General features: G+C 66.3%; 15 protein-coding genes. All 15 read left to right on the top strand.

From position 1 onward, the window contains the following. Positions 1-93: 93 nt before the first annotated feature. The 15 genes from ACN5W5_RS00200 (at position 94) to ACN5W5_RS00130 (ending at position 12,312) form a co-directional block, all read left to right on the top strand. On the top strand, positions 94-1,338 hold the full coding sequence (locus ACN5W5_RS00200; protein WP_420046610.1) for an IscS subfamily cysteine desulfurase: 1,245 nt from the start codon (positions 94-96) through the stop codon (positions 1,336-1,338). A 45-nt stretch (positions 1,339-1,383) separates the two neighbouring features. After that, positions 1,384-1,821: a Fe-S cluster assembly scaffold IscU gene (gene iscU / locus ACN5W5_RS00195; RefSeq protein WP_177138556.1), complete on the top strand. Its 438-nt coding sequence runs from the start codon at positions 1,384-1,386 to the stop codon at positions 1,819-1,821. Positions 1,822-1,858: 37 nt separating this feature from the next. Beyond that, positions 1,859-2,236, top strand: a complete 378-nt coding sequence (erpA, locus tag ACN5W5_RS00190; protein ID WP_177138558.1) for an iron-sulfur cluster insertion protein ErpA — start codon at positions 1,859-1,861, stop codon at positions 2,234-2,236. 17 nt (positions 2,237-2,253) lie between these two features. After that, on the top strand, positions 2,254-2,577 hold the full coding sequence (gene iscA / locus ACN5W5_RS00185; protein ID WP_420046609.1) for an iron-sulfur cluster assembly protein IscA: 324 nt from the start codon (positions 2,254-2,256) through the stop codon (positions 2,575-2,577). A 71-nt stretch (positions 2,578-2,648) separates the two neighbouring features. After that, a complete protein-coding gene (hscA, locus tag ACN5W5_RS00180) occupies positions 2,649-4,526 on the top strand; it encodes a Fe-S protein assembly chaperone HscA (protein ID WP_420046608.1) in 1,878 nt (625 codons plus the stop codon). A gap of 14 nt (positions 4,527-4,540) precedes the next feature. Continuing rightward, entirely contained in the window at positions 4,541-4,876 is a 336-nt protein-coding gene (fdx, locus tag ACN5W5_RS00175; RefSeq protein WP_420046607.1) for an ISC system 2Fe-2S type ferredoxin, read from the top strand. Between the two features lie 702 nt (positions 4,877-5,578). Beyond that, positions 5,579-6,736 (top strand): homocitrate synthase, encoded by a 1,158-nt coding sequence (gene nifV / locus ACN5W5_RS00170; protein WP_420046606.1) that lies wholly within the window; start codon positions 5,579-5,581, stop codon positions 6,734-6,736. Next, a complete protein-coding gene (gene cysE, locus ACN5W5_RS00165) occupies positions 6,733-7,527 on the top strand; it encodes a serine O-acetyltransferase (protein WP_420046605.1) in 795 nt (264 codons plus the stop codon). The genes nifV and cysE overlap by 4 nt, the downstream gene beginning before the upstream one ends. A gap of 6 nt (positions 7,528-7,533) precedes the next feature. Further along, positions 7,534-7,872: a nitrogenase stabilizing/protective protein NifW gene (gene nifW / locus ACN5W5_RS00160; protein WP_177138567.1), complete on the top strand. Its 339-nt coding sequence runs from the start codon at positions 7,534-7,536 to the stop codon at positions 7,870-7,872. A gap of 20 nt (positions 7,873-7,892) precedes the next feature. Next, a complete protein-coding gene (locus ACN5W5_RS00155) occupies positions 7,893-8,741 on the top strand; it encodes an electron transfer flavoprotein subunit beta/FixA family protein (protein ID WP_420046604.1) in 849 nt (282 codons plus the stop codon). Then, positions 8,738-9,847, top strand: a complete 1,110-nt coding sequence (locus ACN5W5_RS00150; protein WP_420046603.1) for an electron transfer flavoprotein subunit alpha/FixB family protein — start codon at positions 8,738-8,740, stop codon at positions 9,845-9,847. Before ACN5W5_RS00155 ends, ACN5W5_RS00150 begins: the two co-directional genes overlap by 4 nt. A 27-nt stretch (positions 9,848-9,874) precedes the next feature. After that, the gene (locus ACN5W5_RS00145) at positions 9,875-11,185 is read left to right on the top strand and encodes an FAD-dependent monooxygenase (RefSeq protein WP_177138573.1); all 1,311 of its coding nucleotides are present in this window, start codon (positions 9,875-9,877) and stop codon (positions 11,183-11,185) included. Continuing rightward, positions 11,182-11,481: a ferredoxin family protein gene (locus ACN5W5_RS00140; protein ID WP_177138575.1), complete on the top strand. Its 300-nt coding sequence runs from the start codon at positions 11,182-11,184 to the stop codon at positions 11,479-11,481. Before ACN5W5_RS00145 ends, ACN5W5_RS00140 begins: the two co-directional genes overlap by 4 nt. Positions 11,482-11,494: 13 nt before the next feature. Further along, positions 11,495-11,818 carry a (2Fe-2S) ferredoxin domain-containing protein gene (locus ACN5W5_RS00135; protein ID WP_420046602.1) on the top strand — a complete coding sequence of 108 codons (324 nt, stop codon included), beginning with the start codon at positions 11,495-11,497 and terminating at the stop codon, positions 11,816-11,818. Then, the gene (locus tag ACN5W5_RS00130; RefSeq protein ID WP_420046601.1) at positions 11,815-12,312 is read left to right on the top strand and encodes a hypothetical protein; all 498 of its coding nucleotides are present in this window, start codon (positions 11,815-11,817) and stop codon (positions 12,310-12,312) included. The genes ACN5W5_RS00135 and ACN5W5_RS00130 overlap by 4 nt, the downstream gene beginning before the upstream one ends. The last annotated feature ends 128 nt before the right edge of the window (positions 12,313-12,440 follow it).

Below are 12,440 nucleotides of genomic sequence, written 5' to 3'. Positions count from 1 at the left end.
AGCGGGCCGAAAAACGTCGCGAACAGGCAACAAATGGCATGGCACCGAAATTGCGGAAAGCGCTGCGGTCCACCCAATTTTCTGGAGTCTTCCATGTCGCTCAGCAGCCGAGATCCCGCCCCCGCCCGTGCCGCCGCCAGCGTCTACCTCGACTACGCCGCCACCACCCCGGTGGACCGCCGCGTGGCGAACAAGATGATTCCGTATCTGACGGAGCTGTATGGCAATCCGGCGAGCCGCTCGCACGCGTTTGGCTGGGCCGCCGACGAGGCGGTGGAGCTGGCGCGTGAACAAGTGTGCTCGCTGATCAACGTCGACCCGCGCGAGATCGTCTGGACCTCGGGCGCCACCGAATCGAACAACCTCGCGATCAAGGGTGCGGCGCATTTCAACCGCGCCAAAGGCAAACACCTCATCACGGTCGCCACCGAACACAAGGCGGTGCTCGACAGCATGCGCGAGCTGGAGCGCGAAGGCTATGAGGTCACGGTGCTGCCGGTGCTGCCCAGCGGCCTGCTCGACATCGCGGTGTTCGAAGCCGCGCTGCGGCCCGACACCGTGCTGGCCTCGGTGATGATGGTCAACAACGAGACCGGCGTCATTCAGGACATCGCCGCGCTCGGCGCCATCTGCCGCGCCAAGGGCGTGGTCTTCCATGTGGACGCCGCCCAGGCCGCCGGCAAGGTGGTGATCGATCTGGATGTGCTGCCGGTTGATCTGCTCTCACTGTCCGCCCACAAGATCTACGGCCCCAAGGGCATCGGCGCCTTGTACGTGCGGCGCAAACCACGCGTGCGCATCGATGCGCAGATGCACGGCGGTGGCCACGAGCGCGGCATGCGCTCGGGCACGCTGGCCACGCACCAGATCGTCGGCATGGGTGAAGCCTTCTGGCTGGCGCGCGAGAACATGGCCGCCGACAACGCCCGCATCAAGACCCTGCGCGACCGCCTCTGGGCCGGCTTCCAGAAGCTGGACTGCGTGGTGCTCAACGGCGACGAGAGCCAGCGCGCCGTGCAGTACCTCAACTGCAGCTTCAACTACGTCGAAGGCGAGTCCCTGCTGATGGGCATCAAGGGCGTGGCCGTGTCGTCGGGCTCGGCCTGCACATCGGCCAGCCTGGAGCCGAGCTACGTGCTGCGTGCCATGGGCCGCAGCGACGAACTCGCGCACAGCTCGGTGCGGTTTTCCATCGGCCGTTTCACCACCGCCGAAGAGATCGATTTCACGATTGCCCAGGTCACCGAGGTCGTGAACCGCCTGCGCGCCATGAGCCCGCTGTGGGACATGGTGCAGGCCGGCATCGACCTCAGCACCATTCAATGGTCTGAACACTGATCTGGCCCCCATTCGTTTTGTCACACACCCACCCGGAGAAGCACCATGGCCTACAGCGAACAAGTCGTCGATCACTATGAAAACCCGCGCAACGTGGGCGCCTTTGACGCCAACGACGCCAGCGTTGGCACCGGCATGGTCGGCGCGCCGGCCTGCGGCGACGTGATGCGCCTGCAGATCCGCGTCAACGCCCAGGGCGTGATCGAAGACGCCAAGTTCAAGACCTATGGCTGCGGCTCGGCGATCGCGTCGAGCTCGCTGGTCACCGAGTGGGTGCGGGGCCGCACGCTGGACGAAGCGCTGGCCATCAAGAACTCGCAGATCGCCGAAGAGCTGGCCTTACCGCCCGTGAAGATCCACTGCTCCATCCTGGCCGAAGACGCGATCAAGGCGGCCGTGGCCGACTTCCGCTCGCGCCAGGCCACCGGCGAAGCCGCCACCCTGGTGTCGGAGCAGCCCGCCTGCGCCTCCAGCACGCGCTGAATCCCCACCCCTGTCACACACCACCGGAGTCACCACCATGCAAGTCGCTGCCGCTGCCTCAACCCCCGCCGACCCCATCGCCATGCCGCCCATGCTGGAGTTCACGCCAGCGGCCGCGGCCAAGGTGGCCGAACTGATCGTCGAAGAGGGCAACCCCAACCTCAAGCTGCGCCTGTACGTGACCGGCGGTGGCTGCTCGGGTTTCTCATACGGCTTCGCCTTTGACGACCAGGTCAACGAAGACGACACCCTGACCGTGACCGCCGGCGTGGCCCTGGTGGTCGACGCCATGAGCCAGCAGTACGTGCTGGGCGCACGGGTCGATTTTGAAGACGGCCTGGAAGGCTCGCGCTTCGTGATCCACAACCCCAATGCCGCAACCACCTGCGGCTGCGGCAGCTCTTTCTCAGTCTGAACCCTCAGGAGATTTCCATGCAGGTCAGTCTCACCCCTGCCGCCGCGCGGCACGTTGAAAAATCGCTGGCCAAACGCGGCAGCGGCATCGGTTTGCGCCTCGCGGTCAAGACCAGCGGCTGCTCGGGCTTCGCCTACGCGCTGGAATTCGTCGACGTGCTCAACCCCGACGACCAGTGCTTCGAGACTTCCGGCACCAAGCTCATCGTCGACGCCAAGAGCTTGGCCATGCTGGACGGCACCGAGCTCGACTTTGTGCGAGAAGGCCTGAACGAAGGCTTCAAGTTCAACAACCCGAACGCGAAAAACAGCTGCGGATGTGGCGAGTCCTTTGCAGTGTGAAAGCACCCCTCACGCCGGGTTTCGTTTTTTTGTTGGTTGTCTTTCTTCTTTCGCTCTAACCAAAGATCACCATGGCTTTGCTTCAAATCGCTGAACCTGGACAAAGCGCTGCGCCTCACCAGCACCGCCTGGCCGCGGGCATTGATCTGGGCACGACCAACTCCCTGATCGCCAGCGTCAAGAGCGCGGTGGCCGAGTGCCTGCCTGACGAACACGGCGCCATGCTGCTGCCGTCGGTGGTGCGCTACCTGGAAGACGGTGCCACGGTGGTCGGGCGTGAAGCCCAGGCCCAGCAGGCCATCGACCCGCACAACACCATCGTCTCGGTCAAACGTTTCATGGGCCGCTCGCTGGCCGATCTGAAAGACGCCGCTGCCCTGCCCTACCAGTTCAAGGACGGGCCGGGCATGGTGGGCCTGCACACCGTGGCGGGTGAACGCTCGCCGGTGCAGGTGTCGGCCGAGATCCTGAACACGCTGCGCCAACGCGCCGAAGCCTCCTTGGGTGGTCCGCTCTCGGGTGTCGTGATCACCGTGCCGGCCTACTTTGACGACGCGCAACGCCAGGCCACCAAGGACGCGGCACGCATCGCCGGCCTGAACGTGCTGCGCCTGCTCAACGAACCCACGGCCGCGGCGATTGCCTACGGCCTGGACCAGCAGGCCGAAGGCACGTTCGCGGTCTACGACCTCGGCGGCGGCACCTTCGACATTTCCATCCTCAAACTCACGCAAGGTGTGTTCGAAGTGCTGTCCACTGGCGGCGACTCGGCCCTGGGTGGCGACGACTTCGACAGCGCCATCGCGGCCTGGTTCTGCGCCGAACACGGTTTGAACGGCGTGGCCGCGTTGCCGCCTTCGCAACAGCGCGCCCTGCTCACGGCAGCGCGCGCGGCGAAGGAAAAGCTCTCCAGCCACGACAGCGCCGAGCTCTGCCTCACGCTGGCCGACGGCCAGTCGCTGGCGGCCATTCTTTCGCGCGCGCAGTTCGCCACGCTCGGTGCACCGTTGATCGCACGCACGCTCAGCGCCACCAAACGCGCGCTGCGCGATGCGCAGCTCTCCACCGCCCTGATCACCGGCGTGGTGCTGGTCGGCGGATCGACGCGCATGCCGATCGCGCGCGACGCGGTGCGCGACTACTTCGGCCTCGAACCCCTGGCCGATCTCGACCCCGACCAGGTGGTCGCCATCGGCGCGGCCCTGCAGGCCAACGTGCTCGCCGGCAACGGCAGCGGCGACCAGTGGCTGCTGCTCGACGTGTGCCCGCTCTCGCTCGGCATCGAGACCATGGGCGGCCTGGTGGAAAAGGTGATTCCGCGCAACTCCACCCTGCCAACCGTGCGCGCGCAGGACTTCACCACCTTCAAGGACGGCCAGACCGCCATGTCGCTGCACGTGGTGCAGGGCGAACGCGAATCGGTGGCCGACTGCCGTTCGCTGGCGCGCTTCGAGCTGCGCGGCCTGCCCCCCGCCGTGGCCGGTGCGCTGCACATCCGCGTGAGTTTCCAGATCGACGCCGACGGCCTGCTCTCGGTCAGCGCACGCGAACAGAGCAGCGGCATCGAGGCGCACATCGAAGTGAAGCCGAGCTACGGACTGGGCGACGAGCAGATCGCTTCCATGCTGCAGGACGCGATCGCAGCCTCGCAGTCCGACATGCGGCTGCGCGCGCTGCGCGAGGCCCAGATCGACGCGCGGCGGCTGCTGGACGCGACCGAAAGCGCGCTCGCGGAAGACGGCGGTCTGCTCAACCCCAGCGAAACTGAAGCCATCCGCAAGGCCATCTACAGCGTGGCCGACAGCCTGGAGACCGAGGCTCCGGTGGAAGCGTTGCGCCTGAGCACCAACGCGCTGTCTGCTGCCACCGACGCCTTTGCGGCGCGGCGCATGAACGCGTCGATCCAGAAAGCACTGGCGGGCCGCGCCATGGACAGCTTGATCCCCTAGGAACCAGGAACCCCATGCCCAAAGTCCGCCTGCTGCCGCACCCCGACCTCTGTCCCGAAGGGCGCGAGATCGAACTGCACAAGGGCGAGTCCCTGTGCGAGGGCTTCCTGAACCACGGCATCGCCATCGAACACGCCTGCGAGATGGTGGCCGCCTGCGCGACCTGTCACGTCTATGTGCGCGAAGGTGGCGCCTCCTTGTCCAAACCGAAGGACGACGAAGAAGACCAGCTCGACCACGCCTGGGGGCTGGACGCACAGTCGCGCCTGGCCTGCTGCGTCAAGCTGCGCGAGGCCGATCTGGTGATCGAGTTTCCGCTGCATACGCGCAACCATGCGCGGGAGCACTGACAGGTCAACCGCTGATCTCGGTCGTTGCACCTCGCGAGCCAAGGCGTGTGCGGGCAGGCCGCAACGCTTCGGTGAGGCGGTGGGCGCTGCGCACCGACTGCCCTGCGATGCTCGCGGCCATGGCCCGTCGCACAACTCGCTGCGTTCGCTGCGCTCTCTCCGCTCAGACAAGTGCGACAAGTCAGTTGACGAAGCGCGCTGCGACCTACCCACCCACACCTTGGCAACAAGGGTTTGGGCGCTCCAACGGTGGAATACCCAACCACTTCCTGCTGCGGCAGGCGCTGTCCGGTGGGGGCGATTTTCCGGGTTGGCTGTGTTCGCCCGTCTGGGGTCGGGCGCGCAAGTGCGCGCATCGTTGACTGACTCGCGGCCACTGTTTGAGCGGAGAGAGCGCAGCGAACGCAGCGAGTTTGGCCGCGCCGGCCCCGGACGGGCGAACACAGCGAAGTCGGCGCAGCCGACCACCCCGGATGAGCCCCACCGGACAGCGCCTGCCGCAGCCGCGAGGTGCAGCCCAAGAGAACCAGATCTGTGCTGTTCGAAACAACACATTTCCGACAGAGGCCAAACATGGGCAGAACACGCCCAGCAGACCAGATCCGACAAACCCGCCCCATGCGACGCGGAAAAGCCGGTTTTGAAGGCCCCAAACAGGTGGCACGGTGCTTGCGATCAAGCCCGGCAAAGGATGCCGCTCACATGCCACGCAATCTCATCATCAACGACACCACGCTGCGCGACGGCGAACAGACCGCCGGGGTGGCGTTCACGGTGTCCGAGAAATGCGCCATCGCCACGGCCCTCTCGGCTGCGGGTGTGCCGGAGATGGAGATCGGCATCCCGGCCATGGGCGAAGAAGAGATCGCCTGCATCAACGCCATCGCCGCGCTGAAGCTGCCGGCGAAGCTGATGATCTGGGGCCGCCTGACCGAGACCGACCTGGCCAGCGCGCTGCGCTGCGACGCGCAGATCGTGCACCTCTCGATGCCGGTCTCCGACATCCACCTGCAATACAAGCTGCGCCAGTCGCGCGAATGGGTGCTGGAGCAGGTCACGCGTCTGATCAGCAAAGCCGCTCAAAGCGGTCGCCAGATTTCGTTCGGCGCCGAAGACGCGTCGCGCGCCGACAGTGCCTTCCTGATTGAAGTCGCGCGCCGCGCCCAGGCCTGTGGCGCCAGCCGCATCCGCTTCGCCGACACCCTGGGTGTGCTCGACCCCTTTGCTACCTATGACGCCATCGCCCGCTTGCGCGACGCGGTGGACATGGACATCGAGATGCACGCCCACGACGACCTCGGCCTCGCCACCGCCAACACCCTGGCCGCCGCGCGCGCCGGCGCGACCCACGCCAACACCACCGTCAACGGCCTGGGCGAACGCGCCGGCAACGCCGCGCTGGAAGAAGTGGTGATGGCCGCGCGCCATCTGCAGCAAACCGACACCGGCGTCGACACCCACGCCCTGCTCGGCATTTCGCAGCTCGTGGCGCGCGCCTCGGGGCGCTCGGTGGCCTTCAACAAGAGCATCGTCGGCGAGGCCGTGTTCACCCACGAGTCGGGCATCCACATCGACGGTCTGCAGAAGCACCCTTCGACCTACGAAGGTTTCGACCCGGGTGAACTCGGTCGTGAGCGCCGCACCGTGCTGGGCAAACACTCGGGCTCGCAGGCCGTGCGCCTGGCTTTCGGCGCCATGGGCCTGGCCATCGAAGACGATGCGCTGACCGAACGCGTGCTGGCGCGCATCCGCGAACACGCCATGCGCGTGAAGCAGGAAGCCACACCCGAAGAGCTGCGCGGCTTTTTGATGGACGCGCACAACATGGCCCACGTGGCTCCGGCCTGGGGACGGGCATGAACGCACAGGGCAGCAGCGACACCACAGCTACCGGCGCAGCAGCGCCCGCAGGCTGGTGGAGCCTGCTGCGCGAAGACGCCCGCTGCGTGCTCACCCGCGACCCGGCCGCGCGCAGCCTGATCGAAGTCTGGACCATCTACCCCGGCCTGCAGGCCATCGCCCTGCACCGCCTGGCCCACGCGCTGTGGACCCGCGGCTGGCGCTACCTGCCACGATGGCTGTCGTTTGTGTCGCGTGCGCTGACGCAGATCGACATCCACCCCGGTGCCCGTATCGGCGCCCGCTTCTTCATCGACCACGGCACCGGTGTCGTCATCGGTGAAACGGCCGAGATCGGTGACGATGTCACGCTCTACCACGGCGTCACGCTGGGCGGCACGAGCTGGCGCGCCGGCAAGCGCCACCCGACCCTGGGCCACCAGGTGGTGGTGGGCGCGGGCGCCAAGATCCTGGGCCCGATCAAGGTGGGCGACGGCGCCCGGGTCGCGGCCAATTCGGTGGTGATCGAGGCCGTGCCGGCCGGTGCCACCGTGGTCGGCATCCCGGGCCGTGTCGTCGCCCCCGCGCGCCGCACCACGCACGGTTTCGACCTCGAACACCACCTCATTCCCGACCCGGTGGGCAAGGCCATTGCCTGCCTGCTCGACCGCGTGGCCCAGCTGGAGCGCAGCCTGGCCCACAGCCAGGGCCTGGCCAGTGCCGACAACGCCTGCGGCGTCTGTGACGATCAATGTGCCGAACCGGGGTTCGCGACCGCGAAACCCCATCTTCAACCCGCGACCGTGGAGTAACGCCCAATGGAAAACTTTGTTCAACAGCTCAAGGCCCTGTCATCGGCCGAGGATTTCCTGCAGTACTTCGGCGTGCCGTTCGAGCAGTCGGTGGTCAACGTGAGCCGGCTGCACATCCTCAAGCGCTTCTTCCAGTACATCCGCCAGCAGACCCTGCCTTCAGCCGACGACGAGCTGGCGCTCTACACGGTCTACCGCGAACAGCTGGTCAAGGCCTACGCCGATTTCGTGAAGTCCACGCCGGCGCAGGAAAAGGTGTTCAAGGTGTTCCAGGACGTCGGCGGCAAACAGCACGTCACGCTGGACAGCTTGAAAACATCGCTGCCGCAACGCGCTGTCGCCTGAACCCCGAAACGGAGAAAACCATGCACATCGTCGTCTGTATCAAACAGGTGCCGGACTCGGCACAGATCCGGGTCCACCCGGTCACCAACACCATCATGCGCCAGGGCGTTCCGGCCATCGTCAACCCCTACGACCTGTTCTCGCTCGAAGAGGCGCTGCGGCTCAAGGACAAGTTCGGCGGCAAGGTGACCGTGATGTGCATGGGCCCACCACAGGCCGAAGAGGCGCTGCGCAAGTGCATCAGCTTCGGTGCCGACGACGCCGTGCTCGTGACGGACCGCGCTTTCGCTGGCGCCGACACGCTGGCCACCTCGTACGCGCTGGCCGCGGGCATCCGCCAGATCGCCAAGGAGCAGGCGGTGGACATCGTCTTCACCGGCAAGCAGACCATCGACGGCGACACCGCCCAGGTCGGCCCGGGCATCGCCAAGCGCATGGGCCTGCAGCTGCTGACCTATGTGTCGCGCATCGTCGAGACCGATCTGGACGGCCGCACGATCACGGTCGAGCGCCGCGCCGAAGGTGGTGTGCAGGTTCTGAAGACCGCACTGCCCTGCTTGATCACGATGCTGGAGAACACCAACGAGATGCGCTTCGCCAACCTGCCCGCCATGATCCACGCCGCCGCCTACCCGGTGCGCAAATGGAGCAAGGAAGACGCCGCCATCGAGGACCTCGACAAGATCGGCCTGAAGGGTTCGCCCACCGTGGTGAGCAAGGTCTTCGGCCCATCGCCGCGCACCGAGAAGGTGGAGATGCTGGACCTGGAAACCTCCAACCTGCGCGACATCTCGCTGAACCTGCTGCAAAAGGTGTTCACGCGCCACCCCACGCTTGAAGCCGATCTCTTGATGAAGGAAGAAGCATGAACGCCCCCACCACCCCCGCGGCACCCGCCAAGCGCCCCGCCGGCCGCGGCCGCAACCTCGAACTGTCGGAAGAGCTCAAGGCCTACAAGGGCGTCTGGGTGTTTGTCGAACACGACCGCGGCCACGTGCACAGCGTGTCGTGGGAGCTGCTGGGCGAAGCGCGCAAGCTCGCCGACACCCTGGGCAGCCCGGTGGGCGCGGTGCTGCTGGGCGGCGCCGACGAGCACCTGGACAAGTTCGCGGCCGAGGCCATCAGCTTCGGCGCCGACACCGTGTACATCGTGACCGATCCGGTGCTCAAAGGCTACCGCAACGAGCCCTTCACCAAGGGCCTCACCGATCTGGTCAACAAGTACAAGCCCGAGATCCTGCTGCTGGGCGCAACCTCACAAGGTCGCGACCTCGCGGGTTCGGTGGCCACCACGCTGCTCACGGGCCTCACCGCCGACTGCACCGAGCTCAACATCGACCCGGTGTCCAAGGCCCTGGCCGCCACGCGCCCCACCTTCGGCGGCTCGCTCTACTGCACCATCATGACCCTGGCCTACCGGCCGCAGATGGCCACGGTGCGCCCGCGCGTGATGCTGATGCCCAAGGCCGACAGCAGCCGCACCGGCACCCTGGTTCACGACACCCTGGGCATGGTCGAGACGCAGATCGTCACCAAGCTGCTCGACTTCATCGCCGACGCCCACAGCAACAAGATCAACCTGCCCTACGCGGACGTGATCGTGAGCGGTGGCAAGGGCCTGAAGAACCCCGACAACTTCAAGCTGGTGTTTGAACTGGCGCGGGTACTCGGCGGCGAGGTCGGCGCCACGCGGCCTGTGGTGCAGGCCGGCTGGGTCGAGGCCGAACGCCAGGTGGGCCAGACCGGCAAGACGGTGCGGCCCAAGCTCTACATCGCCGCCGGCATCTCGGGCGCGGTGCAGCACCGCGTGGGCATGGAGGGTTCGGACGTGATCGTCGCCATCAACACCGACCCGAACGCCCCCATTTTCGAATTCGCGCACTACGGCATCGTCGGCAACGCGATGCTGGTGCTGCCCGCGCTGACCAAGGCGTTCGCCGAACACCTGTCCAAGCGCAGCGCGCTGGTTGCCTGATCCCGTCCACCACCTCTGGGGAACGCCATGAAAAAACCCTCTCAATTCGACGCCATCGTGGTGGGCGCGGGGCCCTCGGGCAACGCCTGCGCCTACACCCTGGCCAAGGCCGGCCTCAAGGTCCTGCAGATCGAACGCGGCGAATACCCGGGTTCGAAGAACGTGCAGGGCGCGATCCTCTACAGCGATGCGCTGGAGAAGATCATTCCCGACTTCCGCGACGACGCGCCGCTGGAGCGCCACATCATCGAGCAACGCGTCTGGGTGCTCGACGACAACAGCTTCGTCGGCACACACTACCGCAGCGATGACTACAACAAGCCGCCCTACAACCGCTACACCATCATCCGCGCGCAGTTCGACAAGTGGTTCAGCTCCAAGGTGCGCGAAGCCGGCGCGCTGCTGATCTGCGAGACCACGGTCAACCACCTCATCATGGACGGCGACCAGGTGGTGGGCGTGCAGTGCGACCGCGAAGCCGGCGACGTCTACGCCGACGTGGTGATCATGGCCGACGGCGTGAACAGCACGCTGGCGCGCAAGGCCGGTTTCCACGGCGAGATCAAGGACAGCAACGTCGCGCTCGCGGTGAAAGAGATCCTCTTCATGCCCGAAGACACGATCCGCCAGCGCTTCAACATCGGCGAAGAAGAAGGCGTGGTGATCGAGATGGTCGGCAAGATCACCGACGGCATGATGGGCACGGGCTTCCTGTACACCAACAAGGAATCCCTCACCATCGGCATCGGCTGCATGCTGGGCGACTTCAAGGGCAGCGTGAACAAGACCAGCCCCTACGCCCTGCTGGAAAAGCTCAAGCAACATCCCTCGATCGCCCCACTGATCCAGGGCGGCGAGATGAAGGAATACGCGGCCCACCTGATCCCCGAAGGCGGCTTCTACGCCATCCCCAAGGTGTATGGCAACGGCTGGATGATCGTGGGCGACTCGGGCGGCTTCGTCAACGCGGTGCACCGCGAAGGCTCCAACCTGGCCATGACCACCGGGCGCCTCGCGGCCGAGACCGTGATCGCCGCCAAGGCCGCGGGCAAGCCCATGAGCGAAGCGGTGCTCAAGTCCTACAAGACCGAGCTCGACAAGAGCTTCGTCATGAAGGACCTGCACAAGTACCGCGACATGCCCGAGGTCTTCCACAAGAACAACCAGTTCTTCACCACCTACCCCGAGCTCGTGTCCAAGGCCGCGCACAAGATGTTCACGGTCGATGGCGTGGACAAGAAGACCAAGGAACGCGAGATCTTTTCCAGCTTCCGCACCTCGCGTTCGCTCACCGGCCTGGTGGGTGACGCCGTCAAACTCTGGAGGGCCTTCCGATGAGCGCCGTTGCCGTGAATGTCGAAGAGAAACTGTTTCAGAACCGCTACCGCGTCGACGCGGGCCGGCCCCACATCCAGATCAAGGACCCCGAGATCTGCGCCAACGACTGCGCCCAGAAGTCCTGCACCTACGTGTGTCCGGCCTCCTGCTACAAGGCCGAAGGCAACGGCAGCGTGACGCTGATCACCGACGGCTGCCTGGAGTGCGGCAGCTGCCGCATCATCTGCTCGGAGTTCACCAACGTGAACTGGGAGTACCCGCGCGGCGGGCACGGCATCCTCTTTAAATTCGGCTGAAGGAGCGAACGCCATGCCCCGTCCTCAACGCCATGTTTTCGTCTGCACCCAGAACCGGCCGCCGCAACACCCGCGCGGCTCGTGTGCCAGCAAGGGCGGCACCGCCGTGCTGCAGGCTTTCTGGGCCGAGCAGCAGAAGCGCCAGGCCTACGACCAGCTCTCGATCACCTACTCGGGCTGCCTCGGTCCCTGCGACCAGGGCGCCAACGTGCTGGTCTACCCGGAAGCGGTGATGTACCGCAACGTGACCGACGCCGACGTGGCCGAGATCTTCAACAGCCACCTCGAGGGCGGTGTGCCGGTCGAGCGGCTGCTCGCGCCTAAGGCCGTCTGGTGAACCTGCTCACCGGAGCCGAATCCACCGAGCTGTTTGGCGGCGAGGTCTCGCCGACCATCCAGCACCTGGTTGACCGGGCGCGCCAGGCACCGCGCGAGGAAGCCGCCGCGATCCTGTGGACCGCGTGCGTGAGCGCACCGCAAAGCCTGCCGGTGTACTACCTGCTGTACAAGCTGCATGCGGGTCTGGGTGAGCTCGATCAGGCCGAACAGGCGGCCAGCAAGGGCCTGGCGGCGGCTGCGCGGGCCGCGGGTCTGCCCACCGACTGGCAGGCCGTTCAACCGGGTCAGGCGGACTTTGCTGCGCCGGGTGCCGCGCGCTTCTGGCTCTTCACGCTCAAGGCCCTGGCCTTCGTGCAGCTGCGCCGTGGCGAGCGCAGCATCGCGCAGGCTCTGGTGGAGCAGTTGGCCCGGCTGGACCCCGGCGACCAGATCGGTGCCAGCGTGGTTCGCGCGCTGCTGGCAGAGAGCCAGGCTCAGCCCCGCCCCTCCTGACAGTGCCGTCCGGACAGCACCGGAGCGCCACCCGCAACGCATGAAACAGCCCAACCCAGGGCACCGCCGGGCCGGCTTTGCCGGACGGCCAGTGCCGCCCCCTTGAGGGGGTCGCGCGAAGCGCGGCG

The sequence above is a fragment of the Hydrogenophaga sp. ZJX-1 genome (genome assembly GCF_048590325.1).
Classification (GTDB): Bacteria; Pseudomonadota; Gammaproteobacteria; order Burkholderiales; family Burkholderiaceae_C; genus Hydrogenophaga.
Note: the sequence above shows the minus strand (reverse complement) of the source record. Positions and strands in the feature narration are given on the sequence as shown.